Raw genomic sequence first — 17,912 nt, 5'->3', positions numbered from 1 at the left:
GGCGGGCCGGGGTTTTTCTTTGGATGTCTCATTGACAATGTACGCATGAAGCTATCCCATTCCCGCGCCGTGTTCATGATGGTTCTGGTCACGCTGATGTGGTCGATTGCCGGGGTCACCACCCGGCACCTGGAGTCGGCGCACAGCTTTGAAATCACCTTCTGGCGCAGCTTTTTTACCGTGTTGTCGCTGCTGGTGATCCTGCCGCTGCTGCAGGGCCGCGCGGTGTTTGCCAAGATCCGCCGGGGCGGCGCGTCTCTGTGGCTGTCCGGCGTGTGCTGGGCCGTGATGTTCACCGCCTTCATGGTGGCACTGAGCCTGAGCCCGGTGGCCAATGTGCTGGTCACCATGTCGATCGGCCCGCTGCTCACCGCCTTGCTGGCGCGCTTTGCCATCGGCCACCGGCTGCCGCTGCGCACCTGGGTGGCGATTGGCGTGGCGGGCGCAGGCATTGCCACCATGTACGGCACTCAACTTACTTCTGCGGGTGGTTCGGGGCAACTGGTGGGCACCTTGATTGCGCTGTGCGTGCCCCTGGCCGGTGCGGTGAACTGGACGGTGGTGCAGCGCAGCCAGCGCCAAGGCCACGAAGTGGATCTGGTGCCTTCGGTGCTGGTGGGTGCGGTGTTGTCCACCCTGGTGACGCTGCCCCTGGCCTTGCCGTTCCAGGCCACGCCGCACGACCTGGGCCTGCTGGCCATGCTGGGCTCGGTGCAGTTGGCGATTCCCTGCGTGCTGTCGGTCTGGTGCGCCCGCGTGCTCAAGGCACCCGAGGTGTCGCTGCTACAGCTACTGGAAGTCTTGTTTGGCATCACCCTGGCGTGGCTGGGGGCCAATGAGGCACCGGGCACGGCGGTGCTGCTGGGTGGCACCCTGGTGCTGGGTGCGCTGGTTTCGAACGAGGCGCTGGGCTGGTGGCAGCGCCGGGCCGTGCTTTAGCGTAATTCGCCGCGCTGGCTTTCCACGCCTTCGAGCTCGCGCTCTACTTCAGCCCGCATGGTGCGTACCGCGACCAGGGCTTTCTCGAAGTCGTTGACGGCTTTGTCCAGGTTTTCGGGGGTGGGGTCGGTCACGTCGCGGTGGGCGGCGACAAACTCTTTGGCCTGGGTGGCAATGGCTCCGGCCAGATTGGCCTGGCTGTCGGCCAACTCCTGCGATTTTTGCATCTCGGCCTCGCCGAAGTTGCGCGAAAACAGCGCCAGCATGCCATAGGCCCGGCTGAGCTCGTTCGCCTGCTGCTGGGCCCGTGTGGCTTCTGCCAGCACGGCGCTGGCGGTGGATACCGCCGCGCGCACTTCAAATTCGCGCAGCAACTGCGCCGTGGCGTGGTGGGCCGCCGTGGCGGCGCGGGCGGCGCGGTGGGCAATCAGGGCCGATAGAGCTGCTGCCACCGTGCCCAGAAAGCAAAGCACAACCGCTACGACGGCGAAGATCTGGGTAAGGGTCATAAGATTCCTTGGGCAAAAGTTACAAGCGAAATCAGGCCTTTGCGCCTATTCCGCTTGCATGGACTGCTATAAAAAATACAGTAACTCTGCCCATTGTGCCCTAAGGCCTAAGGCTTGTTCTTGCCTTCGGGGTACGCGGGCAGGGGTAGACGGTCAAACCGGGTGCGGCCACTGGCGGCGGTGATGTGGGCCAGCTTTTCGGTAGCCTCGCCGGTGACCCATTCCCACTTGAACCGCCAGGTCCAGCAGCCAATGGTACCGGGTGTATTCATGCGGTGCTTGCCGTCCAGGCCCATCACGTCCTGAAACTGGCACAGCGAGTGGTTGGCCACCGACTGGGCGCAGGCGCGCAGCATGGCCCAGTGCACGTCCGAGCCACTGGTGTGCAGGTATTCGCCCGCGTAGGCGCGTTCGCGGTCGGTGCAATCGTTCCACCAGCCCACCACCGTGTCGTTGTCGTGCGTGCCGCTGTAGACCACGGTGTCGCGCTCAAAATTGTGCGGCAAAAAGTTGTTGCCCGCGTCATCCGAGAACGCAAACTGCAAAATCCGCATGCCCGGAAAGCCCGCCCGGTGGCGCAGCGCATTCACCTCGTCGGTGATCACGCCCAGGTCTTCGGCAATGATGGGCAGCTTGCCCAAGGCGGCTTCGATGGCGGCAAACAGGTCGTAGTCGGGGCCGGGCATCCAGCGGCCCTTGACGGCGGTGGGTTCGCTGGCCGGAATCTCCCAGTAGCCCACAAAACCGCGGAAGTGGTCGATACGCACCACGTCGGCCAGGCTGAGCTGGCGCTTCACGCGCTCGATCCACCAGCTGTAGCCGTCGGCCTTCATGGCCGACCAGTTGTATAGCGGGTTGCCCCAGCGCTGGCCGGTGGCCGAGAAGAAGTCGGGCGGCACCCCGGCGATGACCAGCGGATGGCCGGCGGCATCCAGCTCATACAGGTCGGGGCGCGACCAGCAGTCAGATGAGTGGTGCGCGATGAAAATCGGCAGGTCGCCCACCAGGTGGATGTTCTTGCCGTTGGCGTAGCCCTTCAGGCGCTTCCACTGCACGTCAAACTGCCATTGCACAAAGCCCCAGAAGCCGATTTCATCCGCGTACTGGGTGCGGGCTGCCGCCAGGGCCGCCGGGTCGCGGCGCGACAGGGGCTTGGGCCAATCGGGCCACAGGGCCGGGGTGTGGGCCTGGTCCAGCGCCATGAACAGGGTGTAGTCGGCTACCCAGCTTTGCTCGGCCTGCAGCCAGGCCGCAAACGCCGCCTGGTCTTCCGGGGTGGCGCTGGCCTGGAAGCCTGCGAAGGCTTCGCGCAGCTTTTGCAAACGCCAGGGCACCACTTTGCCGAAGTCGATTTTCTCGGCATCGAAAGGGGCGGCCAGGGCTTCGGCGGCGATCCAGCCTTTTTCCAGCAAAGGCTCAAACGCCACCAGCAGCGGGTTGCCCGCAAACGCCGAGCTGCCCATGTAGGGCGAATCGCCGGGGCCAATGGGGCCCAGCGGCAGGGTTTGCCACAGCGACTGTCCTGCCGTCTGCAGCCAGTCCACAAAATAGAAAGCGTTGGGCCCGAAGTCGCCACAGCCGTGCGGGCCGGGCAGGGACGTGGGGTGCAGCAGCACGCCCGAGGTGCGTTGGTTCAACAGATCAGAAGCCATGTGTTCGGTTCCGGTTAGTGTTTAAAAATTAGGCTGCAAACCAGCTAAAGCCTTTGGGTGGCAAGGCAAGCACGCCTTGGGCCAAGTCTTGCTGGCCAAAAATCCGCTTCCAGCCCGCACCGGCAATGCTGGCGGGCAGGGTGACGGTCACCGCGTCGTTGGACAGGTTTTGTATCACCAGCACCTGCTGAGTCGCCGTGCCGCGCACATAGGCCAGGATGCGGTCGTTCAGCGTGGTCAGCGGCTGGAAGTTGCCCGCGGCCAGGGCCGGGTGGGCGCGGCGCACGGCCAGCATGGTACGCACGGCATCGTGGGTGCGGGCGGGCAGGCTGGTGGCATCGGCCAGTTGCCGATCTACGGTTTGCCAGTCCACGGCACCGCGCACCTTGTAGCGGGCATCCTGGTAGCCGGTCAGGGCTTCCTGGTCGGCCTGGAACTGGTTGTCGTTGGGCTTGGCGAATTCGTCGCCATAGAAGATCACCGGCGTGCCCAGCAGGGTGAAGCTGATGCTGAAGGCCAGTTGCACCGCGGCGGCGTCGCTCTTGAACAGATCGACCAGGCGCGAGGCAATGCCTTCGCCCTGGCGGAAATCCCACTCGGGCTGGTGGCAGTAGGCGGCGTGGATGGTTTTGCGCTCTTCGGGCGTGACCATCTCCAGCGTCAGCTCGTCGTGGCAGCGCAGGAAGGAGAACCAGCCGCAGGCATCCGGAATCTCGGGCGTGAAGCTGGTCGAGAGGGTGTCAAAAATCGGCTTGGCCGAGTTGGTGGCCAGCGCCAGGTAGATGCGTGGCATCACCGGGAAATGGTAGGCGGCCTGGCACTCGTCGCTATCGCCAAAATAGGTGACCACCTCGGCGGGCGGCTGGCAGGCCTCGGCCAACAAAATGGTGCCGGGGCGCACGGTGTCGAGTACGGCGCGGAAGAACTTGACGATGGCGTGGGTGCCGGGCAGGTTCTCACAGATCGTGCCTTCTTCCTTCCACAGGTAGGGAATCGCGTCGGCGCGGAAGCCGTCCACCCCCTGCGCCACCCAGAACAGCAGCACGCGGCACATGGCCAGCAGCACCTCGGGGTTGCGGTAGTTCAGGTCGGGCTGCGAGTCGAAGAAGCGGTGGAAGAAGTAGGTGTCGGGTGCTTCCGGCAAGGGGTGCCAGTTGCTGGGCATCATGCCTTTGAAGATGATGCGGGCCTCTTTATAGCGCTCGGTGGTGTCGCTCCAGATGAAGTAGTCGCGGTAGGGGTTGTCGGGGCCTTTGCGGGCCTCCTGGAACCAGATGTGCTGGTCGGAGCAGTGGTTCATGGCCACGTCGAAGATCACGCGGATGTTGCGGCGGTGGGCCTCGGCCAGGAATTCGGCAAACGTGCCTTGCGCGGCGGCATCGCTGCCCCCCACCAGCTCGCTGCGGATCTTGGTGTAATCGCTGATGTCAAAGCCCGCGTCGCGCATGGGCGAGTCCAGGATGGGCAGCAGCCACAGGCAGGTCACGCCCAGGTCTTGCAGGTAGGCCAGGCGGTTGGTCAGGCCCTTGAAGTCCTTGTTGAACAGGTCCACGTACAGCGAATACACCACCACTTCCTTGAACCAGGTGGCAGGTGGCGGTGGGGCGGCTGTCTCGGCAGCGGCCTGCAGTTCGGCCAAAAAAGTGTCCAGTTTGTCGGCGTACTGGTCCTGGTAAAGCTGCTGCCAGAGTTGGCGCATTTGGGGGGTATGGGTGCTTGTCATTTTAATTCTCCAAAGCGCTTTGAATGCGCGGCGCTGCGGATTGTACGGTTGCCACCGCAGGGCGGAATACGGGTTGCACCTAATGCCGTGTGGGTAAACGTAACAGGCCTGTAGCCAGGGCCGTGCCGCACACCACCACCAGCCCGCAGCCCAGCATCCACGGGGTCAATGCCTCGCCCAAAAACACCGCGCCGTACAGCACGGCAAACACCGGCACCACAAAGGTCACGGTCAGCGCCTTGGCCGGGCCGATGTTGGCAATCAGCCTAAAAAAGATGATGTAGGCCAGCGCTGTAGACACCGTGCCCACCACCAGCAGCGCGCCCCAGGCGTGCAGGCTGGGCCAGTGCGCGGGCCACAGCCAGACCGCAGGCAGGGCCAGGCCCAGGGCGGCCCCGATCTGGCTGCCGGTGGCAATCACCAGCGGCGGCACCGCGCCCAGAAAGCGCTTGGTGTAGCTGCCGGTGAGGCCGTAGCAGGCCGCCGCCAGCAAGCAGGCCAACACCGCCCAGCCAGGTGCGATGCCGTGGCTGTCGGGCTTGAAGCTGGCTTTGTCCCAGGCCAGCAGGGCCACACCGACGAAGCCGATCACCAGGCCCAGGCTGCGCGAAGCGTTGGGCCGGTCACGCAGCCACAGCCAGGCGATCAGCGTGCCAAACAAGGGCGTGGTGGCGTTCAAAATCGACGACAGGCCGGTGGTGATGGACAGCAGCGCAAACGAAAACAGCGCAAACGGCACGCCCGAATTCAGCACTCCCACCAGCAGCACCGGCTTCCAGTGCTGGCGCAGGCCGGGCATCTGTCCCTGCCAGGCCAACACCGGCAGCAGGGCCAGCGCGGCAATCGCTACCCGCAACGCCGCCGTGGGCACCGCGCCCATCTCCATCGAGGCGGTGCGCATGAACATGAACGACGCGCCCCACACGGCGGCCAACAGCAAAAAGTCAAAAACCCAGGGCTTGGACGCTGCTTTCAAATCAACACCCCTTCCAGTTGCAACAGCGCCGTCTTGCGCTCCAGCCCACCGGCGTAGCCAGTGAGTGAGCCGTCCATGCCCAGCACCCGGTGGCAGGGCACCAGCACGCTGACGGGGTTGCGCCCCACCGCACCGGCCACGGCCCGCACCGCGCTGGGGCGGCCTACCGACTGGCTTAAAGCGCCGTAGCTGGTGGTGGCACCGCGCGGGATCTGCAGCAGCGCCCGCCACACGGCTTGCTGAAACGGCGTGCCGCCCGCCAAGTCCAGCGGCAGGCTGAAGTGGGCCGTGCTCCCAGTGAAATAGGCGGCCATGAAGTCGGCGGTTTGCTGCAGCAGCGGGTGATCGGGCACCAAGCGCCAGGTGCCCATGTCGGGCTGGTGGCGCTGACCGTCAAACCACAGGCCGCACAGGCCCTGGTCGGTGGCGGCGGCCAGCATTGGGCCCAGCGGGGAGGCAAAGCGGGTGTAGTTGGGGGTGTTCAGGAATTTCATGGTAAATCGGCAGTTGGTGCTTATGGATCAAGCGTGAGCAGCTATCTTTTTGGTAGTTTTGACTTTCACGGGCAGTTCGGCCCAGGCGCGCAGCACGGCGTAGCTGCGCCAGGGTTTCCAGGCCTGGGATGCCGCCTCGGCTGCCACGCTGGCCAGGCGCACGTTCGGCGCATCCTGCACCCCAAGGGCTTTGTGCAGGGCCACGTCGCCTGCAGGAAACGCATCCGGCCAGCGCAGGGCGCGCATGGCGATGTACTGGGCCGTCCAGTCGCCGATGCCGGGCAGGGCTTTGAGTGCTTCGATGGTGGTATGTACTTGGACTCCGCCGTGCAGGGTGAGCTGGCCGCCATCCACCGCGCGGGCCAGCGCCAGGATGGCATTTTGCCGCTGCTTGACAATGCCGAGTTGGCCCAGCGCGTCGCCACTCAGCGTGGCCAGCACGGCGGCGCGGGGGAACAGCCGGGTCAGCGCGGGAAAAGGCGTGGCGATGGGGTCGCCAAATGCGTCCACCAGCCGTTGCGCCAGGGTGCGTGCGGCTGCCACGGTGATTTGCTGGCCCAACACGGCACGCACCGCCAGCTCAAAGCCGTCCAGCGTGCCGGGCACGCGCAGGCCTGCGCTGTCGGGAAAGCGGTGCTGCAGCACCTGGTGGATGGCTGCGGGGTCGGCATCCAGGTCCAGCCAGGCCCGCACCCGGCGGACCAGCAGCGGCAGCACGCCGTGCAGGCTGTCGCCCACCCGCAGCATCACGTGGTGGCGCTCTGGCACGAACGAGGCCTGCAGCCAGCCTGCATGGGTGGTGTTGCCGATTTTTATAGAAAAAGTGCGGCTGGCGCTTATTCCATCGGCGCAAGCAGCTATTGATTCAATAGCATTTACCTGCCGCTGAGCCAGAAATGCACCCATGGCTGCCACATCAAAGGGCGGGCGGTAGCCGAGTTGGATGGCCAGGCCTTGTGTGCGTGCTAAAGCGGAACCGCTGCGCCGCAGCTGCGAGGGGTTCAGCCCGTAGCGCTCCACAAACACGGTGTTGAAGCGCCGCACGCTGGCAAAACCGCTGGCCAGGGCGATCTGCGCCACGGGAAGCTGGGTGTCGGCCAGCAGTTGCTTGGCGGTGAGCAGGCGGCGGGTCTGCAGGTACTGCAGCGGGGAGACGCTGAAGTGGGTTTCGAAAATGCGCCGCAGGTGCCGGTCGCTGACCCCCAGGCGGGCGGCCAGCGCGGGCAGGGCGCTACCGTCCTCCGTGCTCCAGGCTTCGGGCTCGTCCAGCATGCGGGCGGCCTGGTGGGCCAGGATGCTGGTGGCATCCTGCAGGGACCAGGCCAGCGCGTGCGGTGCCAGCTCGGGGCGGCAGCGCAGGCAGGGCCGGAAACCCGCGCTCTCGGCCTGCGCCGGGTGGCCAAAGAAGCGGCAGTTTTCGGGCTTGGGGGTTTTGACGGCGCAGACCGGGCGGCAGTAGATGCCGGTCGAGGTCACGCCGGTAAAAAAGCTGCCGTCAAACCGGGCATCGCGGGCTTGCAGGGCGAGGTAGCAGGCGCTGGGGTCGTGCAGGATGTCGGGATTCATGCCCTGCATGTTACGCGGGCGCTGCGGTACAAATAGCCGTTTCCGGACCTGTGACCCGCAGCCAAAATCTGCCTCCGAACCGCCCTCAAATAACCAAACCCGACCCCTTGGCGGCCAGCAGCACCAGGCTGTTGGCGGGCAGCGGGAAGATGTCTTTGCCCTTGCCGACCCAGCCGCCCAGGCCACGTGGGTGCGTGCTGTCCAGCACCACCTGCCAGGACCCGGCGGGCAGCAGAAACGGGTCGATGGTGTTGCCCGCGTTGACCAGCAGCAGCAGGGGCGCTTTGGCCTTGCCGGGTTTGCCGATCAGGCAGCCCAGCGCGCGGTACTGCGGGTCGCGCCAAGCATCGCCCTCCAGGGGCAGGCCGCTGCCGCGCAGCCACGACAGATCGGGCAGGCCCAGCACGTCGGCCACGCCGCTGTACCAGTGGTTGGCAAAGGGCAGGGCCTGGCGGCGCAGGGCAATGGTGCGGCGGGTGAAGGCGATCAGGTCTTCGTCGGCGGCGGCCCAGTCGATCCAGGTGGTGGGATTGTCCTGGCAATAGGGGTTGTTGTTGCCGCCCTGGGTATGGCCCAGTTCGTCGCCTGCGCACAGCAGCGGTGTGCCTTGCGCCAGCAAGGTGGTCGCCAGCAGGGCGCGTTGCAGCTTGCCGCGCAAGGTGGTGACGAGCGGGGCGTCGCTGGGGCCTTCAGCACCGCAGTTGAAGTTGAGGTTGTGGCCGTGGCCGTCGCGGTTGTCTTCCAGGTTGGCCAGGTTGTGGCGCTGGTTGTAGCTGACCAGGTCGCGCAGGGTGAAGCCGTCGTGCGACACCACGTAGTTCACCGACTCGGCCGGGGCGCGCAGGCGTGGCTGGTACATATCGCTAGAGCCACACAGGCGCTGGGCCATGTCGGCACGGGTGTTTTCGGCCATGGGCGCACCGGCAGCGGCGGCAGTCTGGATCCAGAAGCCACGCATGCTGTCGCGGAAGTGGTCGTTCCATTCCAGCCAGCCTCGCGGGAAGCCGCCGGTCTGGTAGCCGCCGGGGCCAATGTCCCAGGGCTCGGCAACCATCTTCACCCGCGACAGCACCGGGTCTTGGGCCACAGCGGTAAAAAAGGCACTCTTGCGGTCAAAGCCCGTGTCGGTGCGGCCCAGCACCGGGGCCAGGTCGAAGCGGAAGCCGTCCACGTGCATGTCGATCACCCAGTAGCGCAGGCTGTCCAGCACCATCTGCAGCACACGCGGCTCGCGCACATCCACGGTGTTGCCGCAGCCAGAGTAGTTCTCATAAAAGGCCGGGGCTTCGGGCGGCAGGCGGTAGTAGCTGGCGTTGTCCAGGCCGCGGAAGCTGATGGTCGGGCCGCCGTCACCGGCTTCGGCTGTGTGGTTGTAGACCACGTCCAGCAGCACCTCCAGCCCGGCGGCGTGCAGGGCTTTGACCATGGCGCGGAACTCGTCGCGGGGCGAGACACCGTCGGCACCGCTGGCCAGGCGCGGGTCCACCGCGAAAAACCCCAGGGTGTTGTAGCCCCAGTAGTTGCTCAGGCCCATGCCGCTCAGGCGCTCTTCGCTAAGCGAATAGTGCACCGGCAACAGGCTGACGGCAGTGATGCCGAGTTGCTTGAGGTGGCTGACCGAGGCGGGGTGGGCCAGCCCGGCAAAGGTGCCGCGCAGGGCGGGAGGGATGTTTTCGTTCAGCTTGGAGAAGCCTTTGACGTGGCATTCGTAGAACACCGAGTCGGCCAGCGGCACGCGCGGGGCCTGGTCGCCCGCCCAGTCAAATTGGTCGAAGGTGACCCGGGCCTTGAGCGCCAGCGCGGCGTTGTCGCGGGTGTCCATGTGGCGCGGGTGCAGCCGGTCGCCCGCAAAATGCTCGTCGCGCCACTCGAAGTGGCCCACGATGTCGCGGGCGTAGGGGTCGAGCAAGAGCTTGGATGCATCAAAACGGTGCCCCCGGTCGGGCCGCCAGGGGCCGTGGGCCCGCAAACCGTACACCAGACCGGGCTGGGCAGCCGGCAGGTAGCCGTGCCACACGTCGCTGGTATGGGCGGGCAGCCGGAACCGGGCGATCTCGTGCTGGCCGCTGGGGTCAAAAATGCAAACGTCCATGGCCTGGGCATGGGCGGAAAACACCGCAAAGTTGATGCCGGTGCCATCAAAACTGGCACCCAGCGGCCAGGGCTGGCCGGCTTGCACTTCGGGCAGGGCGGGGCGGCCGGGGAGGGCCGAGGGAGGGGCAGAGGTCGTTGTCAGGCTTTCCATTCAAGCATCACTGTGGCCAGGGGAGGCAGGTTGAGCACTACGGAATAGGGTTTACCGTGCATGGACACTGCCTCAGCAGAAGCCGTGCCAAGTGGCGTGCCGACGTTGCTGCCGCCGTAGTGCGCCGAGTCGGTATTGAGCTTCTCGTAGTATGTACCAGCTTGCGGTACACCGAGCCGGTATCCATTCCATACATTGGGGGTGAAGTTGCATACCACCACGATGAAGCTGCTGTCGTCCACGCCCCGGCGGATGAAACTGATCACCGAGCGCTCGGCATCGTTGTGCTCGATCCACTCAAACCCGGCGGGTTCAAAGTCTTGCTGGTACAGCGCCGGGGTGCTGCGGTAGAGCTGGTTCAGGTCGCGCACCAGCAACTGCATGCCCGCGTGGGGGGCCTCGTCCAGCAGGTGCCAGTCCAGGCTTTGCTCAAAGTTCCATTCGCGGTCTTGGGCAAATTCGCAGCCCATGAACAGCAGCTTTTTGCCAGGGTGGCCAAACATATAGCCCATGAAGGCCCGCAGGTTGGCGAATTGCTGCCAGCGGTCGCCGGGCATCTTGTTCAGCAGCGAACCCTTGCCATGCACCACTTCGTCGTGCGAGATCGGCAGCACAAAGTTTTCGGTGAACGCATACACCAGGCTGAAGCTGATTTCGCCTTGGTGGTGCTTGCGGTAGATGGGGTCGCGCTCCATGTAGGCCAGGGTGTCGTGCATCCAGCCCATGTTCCATTTGTAGTGAAAGCCCAGGCCACCGGCGTAGGTGGGGCGCGATACGCTGGGGAAGGCGGTGGATTCTTCGGCCAGGGTGATGGACTGCGGCCGCTCGGTGCCCACCACTTCGTTCATGCGCTTCAAGAAAGCGATGGTCTCTAAATTTTCGCGGCCCCCGTGCACGTTGGGAATCCATTCCCCGGCCTTGCGGCTGTAGTCGCGGTACAGCATGGAGGCCACGGCATCCACGCGCAGGCCATCCACGCCAAAGCGCTCCAGCCAGTACAGGCCGTTGCCCACCAGGAAGTTGCTGACTTCGGTGCGGCCCAGGTTGTAGATCAGGGTGTTCCAGTCGTTGTGGAAGCCTTCGCGCGGGTCGGCGTATTCGTACAGGTGGGTGCCGTCAAAGTTGCCCAGGCCGTGCGCGTCGGTGGGGAAGTGGGCGGGTACCCAGTCCAGGATCATGCCCACACCTTCGGCGTGGCAACGCGCTACAAAGCGGGCAAAACCGGCGGCATCGCCAAACCGGGAGGTCGGCGCATACATGCCGACCGGCTGGTAACCCCAGGAGCCGTCAAACGGATGCTCGCTGATGGGCAGCAACTCAATATGGGTGAAGCCCATGTCGCGGGTGTAGGGCAGCAGGGTGTCGCCGAGTTCGTCCCAGTCCAGCCACTGGTTGCCTTCCTTGCGCCGCCAGGAACCCAGGTGCACCTCGTAGATGCTGATGGGCGCATTCAGTGCATTGGCCTGTTTGCGTGCGGTGGAGGGCGGCACAAACGGTTGCATGTTGGCCACTACGCTGGCCGTGGCCGGGCGCAGCTCGGCCTGCAGGGCGTAGGGATCGGAGCGGGCGGGCAGTACCGCACCGCTGCTGGTGCGAATTTCGTACTTGTACTTGGCGCCGACCTTGACGCCGGGCAGGAACAGTTCCCACACGCCGCATTCGCGCCGCAGCCGCATGGGATGGCAGCGCCCGTCCCAGAAATTGAAGTCGCCCACCACGCTCACGCGGCTGGCATTCGGGGCCCACACGGCGAACCGGGTGCCCGCCACGCCTTCCATGGACGAGGGTTGTGCGCCCAGCACCTCGTAGGGGCGCAAATGGGTACCTTCACCCAGCAGCCACACGTCCATTTCGCCCAGTACGGTGGGGAAGCGGTAGGGGTCGTCAATGGTGGCGCTGTGCCCGTCTGCCCATTGCACCTGCAGGCGGTAGGCCGCGCCGGGGGCCAGTGTGACCTCGCCCTCAAAGAAACCGGCTTCGTCCTGCAGGGCCAGCGGCCCCAGCACCATGCCCTTGGCCGATTCCACCACCACGCTTTGCGCGCCGGGGAGGAAACAGCGCACCGAGGTGGTGCCGGTGGCCAGCGCGTGCGGGCCAAGTACCGCAAAAGGATCTCCGTGGCGTGCGCCACCAATCATCTCAACATCATGGGCGTGCAGCATAAGAACCGATCTAGAGTGGGTTTACATGGAGTGAATCGCGTAATCGCGCTATTGCGGTGTTGTCTGTCACCGCAGTTTTGGTAGAACATGCGCAAGTCCCCCCGATTGCCCAGAGGGCATCGGGGGGCGCTGCGCATGTTCCATGTTTATAGCGCGTTCGGAGCGTCTGCCGCGATATGCCAGATTTGCTGGGCGTATTCGCGGATGGTGCGGTCGGAGGAGAACACCCCCATACCCGCCACATTGGTGATGGCCTTGGCGCACCAGGCGGACGGCTGGCGGTACAGGTCGTCTACCAGGGATTGCGTGGCCACATAGGATGCGTAGTCGGCCAGCAGCAGGTAGTGGTCGCCGCCCCACAGCAGCGAGTCCACCAGCGCGCGGTAGCGGCCGGGCTCATCCGGCGAGAACTGCCCGCCCGAGATTGCGTCCAGCACAGCCTTGAGGGCGGGTGTGCTGTCGTAGTAGCGCATGGGCTGGTAGCCGTGTTGTTTCAAAGCCTGCACTTCGGGGGTCTTGAGGCCGAAGATGAAGATGTTGTCGTCGCCCACGTTCTGGCGGATTTCGATGTTGGCACCGTCGTCGGTACCGATGGTCAGCGCGCCATTCAGGGCCAGCTTCATGTTGCCGGTGCCCGAGGCTTCGGTGCCCGCGGTCGAAATCTGCTCGGACAAGTCTGCGCCCGGCATGATGATTTCGGCCACCGACACGCCGTAGTTGGGCATAAACACCAGCTTGAGCTTGTCGCCAATACGCGGGTCGTTGTTGATCACGCTACCCACGTCGTGGATCAGGCGGATGATGGACTTGGCCGTCACGTAGCTGGATGCGGCCTTGCCCGCAAAAATCACGGTGCGCGGCACCCAGTTGGCGGTGGGGTTGGCCAGGATGGCCTGGTAACGGGTAACCACGTGTAAAACATTCAGCAACTGGCGCTTGTACTCGTGGATGCGCTTCACCTGCACGTCAAACAGACTGTCGGGGCTGACCTTGATGCCGGTGCTCTTCTCAATCGCGTTGGCCAGGCGCACCTTGTTGGCCCGCTTGACTTCCATGAAGGACTTCTGGAAGGCCGCATCGTCTTTTTTTGCCTTGAGCTTTTGCAGCTGGTCCAGGTCGAGGCGCCAGCCTTTGCCCAGGGTGCTGTCCAGCAGATTCGACAGGCCGGGGTTGGCCTGGGCCAGCCAGCGGCGCGGGGTCACGCCGTTGGTCATGTTGGTGAAGCGGTCGGGCCAGATGGCCGCGAAGTCGGCAAAAATGGTTTGCACCAGCAGTTCGGAGTGCAGGGCCGACACGCCGTTAACCTTGTGGCTACCCACGATGGACAGGTTGGCCATGCGCACGCGGCGCTCGCCCTGCTCGTCAATCAGCGACAGGCGCGCCAGGAAGGCGTTGTCGCCCGGGCGGTGCTGGGCCGCCATTTCCAGAAATTCCTTGTTGATGCGGAAAATGATTTCGAGGTGGCGCGGCAGCACGTGCTGCATCAGGCCCACGGGCCAGGTTTCCAGCGCTTCGGGCATCAAGGTGTGGTTGGTATACGAGAAGGTCTTGCAGCAGATAGCCCAGGCCTTGTCCCAGGGCATGCCGTGCTCGTCGCACAGCACGCGCACCAGTTCGGCCACGCCGATGGCGGGGTGGGTGTCGTTCAGGTGGATGGCGACATGCTCGGCCAGGTTGTCCAGCGAAGGGTGTTCGCGCAGGTGGCGCACCAACAGGTCTTGCACCGATGCGGACACGAAGAAATACTCTTGTTTCAGGCGCAGTTCGCGCCCGGCAGGCGTGCTGTCGTTGGGGTAGAGCACCCACGAGATGTTCTCGTACTCGTTTTTCATGCTCGCCGCACGGGCGTAGTCGCCGGTGTTGAAGGCGTTCAGATCGATGTGGGCGGGTGCCACTGCTTTCCACAGGCGCAGGGTGCTGACTTTTTCGGTACCGTGGCCGGGCACCACCATGTCGTAGGCCTTCGCCGCCACTTCACCAGCGTTGCGCCAGATGGGCTTGCCGTCGACGTGCTCGACCCAGCCGCCAAAGCGCACCGGGTAGCTGATGTCGGCACGGGGAAATTCCCAGGGCGTGCCGTTTTCCAGCCAGGGATCGGGGTACTCCATTTGCGCACCGTTCTGGATGTCTTGCGCAAACATGCCGTACTCATAGCGGATGCCGTAGCCAAAGGACGGCAGGCCGACGGTGGCCATGGAATCCAGAAAACAGGCGGCCAGGCGGCCCAGGCCGCCGTTGCCCAGGGCGGCATCGGGTTCGCGGTCGGCTACCGTCTCCAGGGTTTGGGCAAATTTTTGCAGGCCGGTGGCGGCTTCGCCACGGATGTCCAAAGCGCCCAGCGCATTGGACAGGGTGCGGCCCATCAAAAATTCCATCGACAGATACACCACACGGCGGGCTTTGGCGGCCTGGTCGCGGGCCTGGGTTTGCACCCAACGTTGGGACAGTTGCTGGCGTGCCACTTGCGACACGGCCAGCATGAGATCGTTCGGGGTGGCGTCTGCGGGGCTGACACCGACCGTGTCGAGCAAATGCTGCTCGATACCGGCTTGGATGGAGGTGGCTGTAGGGGCAATACGCTGGGTAATACTCTGGTTCACAGGGGCATCCTTTGTGTGGGTTGGCACAAGCCGGAATCCGATGTTCGGATGGCTTTTTTTCTAGTCTAAGCGCTTTGAATGCGGGTACACCGCTTATTTTCAGAATTCTCGCACGAGGTAACCAGCCGGTAACTGTTTTTTAAATCCTAGGATTAAGATGCTGGCGTTAACCTAAATCGCGGTCAACAATTAGCCCAGGAATTCCGGCAGTTCCCTTGTTCGCCCAGAAGGCATACCAGGGGCGCTGCGTAAATCCTAATCCCTTTTCTGGAGACAAAAAAATGCAGCAAAACAACTTAGCGCTCGGACTGGACCTGCCCAAACGGGCGATTGCACTGGTGCTCGCCGGCGGGCGCGGCAGCCGATTGATGAACCTGACGGACCGCCGCGCCAAACCTGCGGTGTATTTTGGCGGCAAGTTCCGCATTGTTGACTTTGCGCTATCCAACTGTTTGAACTCCGGTATCCGCCGCATTGGGGTCATTACCCAGTACAAATCGCACAGCTTATTGCGCCACATGCAGCGCGGTTGGGCATTTTTGAAGAACGAGATGAACGAGTTTGTTGATCTGTTGCCCGCACAGCAGCGCAACGACAACGAAAACTGGTACCGCGGCACGGCAGACGCGGTCTACCAGAACCACGACATTCTGGAAAGCTACGGTGCCGATTACATCGTGGTGTTGGCAGGTGACCACATCTACAAGATGAACTACGCCCTGATGCTGGCCGACCACGTGGCCCAGGGGCGTGAATGCACCGTGGGCTGCATCGCCGTGCCACGCGCCGAAGCCACTGCGTTTGGCGTGATGGCGATTGACGAGAACCGCCTGATCACTGAATTCCTGGAAAAACCCGCCGACCCACCGTCCATGCCGGGCAACCCCGACATGTCGCTGGCCAGCATGGGCATCTACATTTTCAACGCGGCCTTTTTGTATGCCGAGCTCGAGCGCGACATGGCCGACCCCACGTCCAGCCACGATTTCGGCAAGGACATCATCCCCCGTGCCGTGCGCAACGGCCTGGCCACCGCCCACCCGTTCTCCATGAGTTGCGTGCCCGATGCGGCCGAAGACGAGCCCTATTGGCGCGATGTCGGCACGATCGACGCGTACTGGGATGCCAACATCGACCTGACCGCCACCGAGCCCAAGCTCAACCTGTACGACACCCAGTGGCCTATCTGGACCTACCAGGCCCAGCTGCCACCGGCCAAGTTTGTCCATAACACCGACGACCGGCGCGGCATGGCGATCGAGTCCATGGTGTCGGGCGGCTGCATTGTGTCGGGTGGTGTGCACCGCTCCGTGCTGTTTTCCAATGTGCGGGTGCACTCCTATGCGGATGTCAAATGGTCGGTGCTCCTGCCCGATGTACAGATTGGCCGCGGTGCCCGCATCAACCGCGCCGTGATCGACCGCGGCTGTGTCATCCCTGATGGCATGGTGATCGGCGAAGACGCGGCGCTGGATGCCGAGCGCTTCCACCGCAGTGAAAACGGCATCACGCTGGTCACCTCGGCCATGCTCAAGAAGCTGGCGGGATGAAAGTACTGCAAGTAGGGGCCGAGGTTTTTCCTCTGGTCAAAACCGGCGGCCTGGCCGACGTGCTGGGGGCCTTGCCCCAGGCCCTGGTGGCTGCCGGTGCCGATGTGCGCCTGCTGCTGCCGGGCTTTCCCGCGATCCTGGCCGGTTTGAAAAAGCCGGTGGTGGTGAGCGAGATTGGCGCGGCATTTGGCGCAGCGCGCGTGCGCCTGCTGCGCGGCACCATTGCCGCCAGCGGCATTTCGGCCTATGTGGTCGATGCGCCCTATTACTACCAGCGCACGGGCAACCCGTACCTGGGTGCCGACGGCGTCGAATGGCCCGACAACGCCCAGCGGTTTGCCCTGCTGGGCTGGGTGGCGGCGCATGTGGCGGCGGGCGGGCTCGACCCAACCTGGACCCCGGACGTGCTGCACGCCCACGACTGGCACGCCGGTATGGCCTGCGCCTACCTGGCCTCCAACCAGGCGGCTACCGTGGCCACCGTCTACACCGTGCACAACCTGGCCTACCAGGGCCTGTTTGATGCCAAGGACTTCCACCTGCTAGGCCTGCCGGTGCGCTTCATGGACCCAACCCGGCTGGAGTACCACGGCAAGTTCTCGTTCATGAAAGCCGGGCTGACCCATGCCCAGCGTGTCACCACCGTCAGCCCCAGCTACGCCGCCGAGATTGCCACCAACGAGTTTGGTTGCGGTCTGGACGGCGTGGTGCGCTCGCGCGGTGCCGACGTGTCCGGCATCCTGAACGGTGTGGACGATGCGGTCTGGGACCCGGCGGTGGACAAAGACATCACCACCCCGTACTCTGCCACCGCACTGGCGGGCAAGGCCGTGTGCAAGGCCGCCTTGCAAAAGGAACTGGGTTTGCAGGTGGATGCCACGCGGCCTCTGTTCACCCTGGTGAGCCGCCTGACCCAGCAAAAAGGCCTGGACCTGGTGCTGGCTGCAATTCCTGAAATGCTGGCCGCCGGTGCGCAACTGGCCGTGCAGGGCAGTGGCGATGCCGCACTGGAAAAAGCCTTTACCGAAGCCGCCGCAGCCCACCCGGGGCAGGTGGCCGTGCGCTTGGGCTATGACGAACAGTTTGCCCACCAGATGATTGCCGGAGCCGATGCCATGCTGGTGCCGTCCCGGTTTGAACCCTGCGGGCTGACCCAGCTCTACGCCCTGCGCTATGGCACCGTGCCGGTGGTGCGCCGCGTCGGTGGGCTGATTGACACCGTGGTGGACACCAGCGAATCCAGCCTGCAGGACGATACCGCCACCGGTTTCATGTTCGGCCCGGCCAACAAAGAGGCTTTGGCCCTGGCGGTGCACCGCACCGTACAGGCTTTTGGCCAGCCGACAGTGTGGGCGCAGTTGCAGCAGCGCGGCATGGCGCAAAACTTTTCCTGGGCTGCAGCGGCCACACAGTATCTGGCCCTGTACCAGACACTGTGTTCGCCTGCCAAGGCTAAAAAATAGCCAAAAAGTGCCATGCGGGAGGCTGTCGGAAAA

Annotated in this window: 12 protein-coding genes; 3 read left to right on the top strand and 9 right to left on the bottom strand. The window is 64.3% G+C overall.

Translation table 11 applies throughout. The features are described from left to right. The first annotated feature begins 45 nt into the window (after positions 1–45). Positions 46–939: a DMT family transporter gene (locus AC097O_RS10345; protein ID WP_479592697.1), complete on the top strand. Its 894-nt coding sequence runs from the start codon at positions 46–48 to the stop codon at positions 937–939. On the opposite strand, the gene AC097O_RS10340 is transcribed toward AC097O_RS10345, so the two are convergent. The 9 genes from AC097O_RS10340 to AC097O_RS10300 form a co-directional block, all read right to left on the bottom strand. Beyond that, on the bottom strand, positions 936–1,448 hold the full coding sequence (locus tag AC097O_RS10340) for a hypothetical protein (protein WP_479592696.1): 513 nt from the start codon (positions 1,446–1,448) through the stop codon (positions 936–938). The two genes, AC097O_RS10345 and AC097O_RS10340, sit on opposite strands and share 4 nt — an antisense overlap. A 107-nt stretch (positions 1,449–1,555) precedes the next feature. Further along, positions 1,556–3,100, bottom strand: a complete 1,545-nt coding sequence (gene malQ, locus AC097O_RS10335) for a 4-alpha-glucanotransferase (protein ID WP_479592695.1) — start codon at positions 3,098–3,100, stop codon at positions 1,556–1,558. A 28-nt stretch (positions 3,101–3,128) separates the two neighbouring features. Then, positions 3,129–4,823: an alpha-amylase family glycosyl hydrolase gene (locus AC097O_RS10330; protein ID WP_479592694.1), complete on the bottom strand. Its 1,695-nt coding sequence runs from the start codon at positions 4,821–4,823 to the stop codon at positions 3,129–3,131. 79 nt (positions 4,824–4,902) lie between these two features. Then, on the bottom strand, positions 4,903–5,799 hold the full coding sequence (locus AC097O_RS10325; protein WP_479592693.1) for a DMT family transporter: 897 nt from the start codon (positions 5,797–5,799) through the stop codon (positions 4,903–4,905). Next, entirely contained in the window at positions 5,796–6,293 is a 498-nt protein-coding gene (locus AC097O_RS10320; RefSeq protein WP_479592692.1) for a methylated-DNA--[protein]-cysteine S-methyltransferase, read from the bottom strand. The genes AC097O_RS10325 and AC097O_RS10320 overlap by 4 nt, the downstream gene beginning before the upstream one ends. Positions 6,294–6,320: 27 nt before the next feature. Further along, complete coding sequence (locus AC097O_RS10315; protein ID WP_479592691.1) at positions 6,321–7,859, bottom strand: DNA-3-methyladenine glycosylase 2 family protein; 1,539 nt, start codon at positions 7,857–7,859, stop codon at positions 6,321–6,323. Positions 7,860–7,944: 85 nt separating this feature from the next. Next, entirely contained in the window at positions 7,945–10,104 is a 2,160-nt protein-coding gene (gene glgX / locus AC097O_RS10310) for a glycogen debranching protein GlgX (protein WP_479592690.1), read from the bottom strand. Then, positions 10,092–12,266 (bottom strand): 1,4-alpha-glucan branching protein GlgB, encoded by a 2,175-nt coding sequence (gene glgB, locus AC097O_RS10305; protein WP_479592689.1) that lies wholly within the window; start codon positions 12,264–12,266, stop codon positions 10,092–10,094. Before glgB ends, glgX begins: the two co-directional genes overlap by 13 nt. Before the next feature lie 146 nt (positions 12,267–12,412). Continuing rightward, positions 12,413–14,866: a glycogen/starch/alpha-glucan phosphorylase gene (locus tag AC097O_RS10300; protein WP_479592688.1), complete on the bottom strand. Its 2,454-nt coding sequence runs from the start codon at positions 14,864–14,866 to the stop codon at positions 12,413–12,415. 281 nt (positions 14,867–15,147) lie between these two features. Between AC097O_RS10300 and glgC the strand changes: the two genes are divergently transcribed. Further along, positions 15,148–16,416 carry a glucose-1-phosphate adenylyltransferase gene (gene glgC / locus AC097O_RS10295; RefSeq protein ID WP_315189721.1) on the top strand — a complete coding sequence of 423 codons (1,269 nt, stop codon included), beginning with the start codon at positions 15,148–15,150 and terminating at the stop codon, positions 16,414–16,416. Beyond that, complete coding sequence (gene glgA, locus AC097O_RS10290; protein ID WP_479592687.1) at positions 16,413–17,879, top strand: glycogen synthase GlgA; 1,467 nt, start codon at positions 16,413–16,415, stop codon at positions 17,877–17,879. Before glgC ends, glgA begins: the two co-directional genes overlap by 4 nt. Positions 17,880–17,912 lie beyond the last annotated feature (33 nt).

It is taken from the genome of Rhodoferax sp. LS1P39, assembly GCF_056521425.1.
The sequence above is the reverse complement of the archived record's forward strand: the minus strand, read 5'-3'. Positions and strand labels throughout refer to the sequence as shown.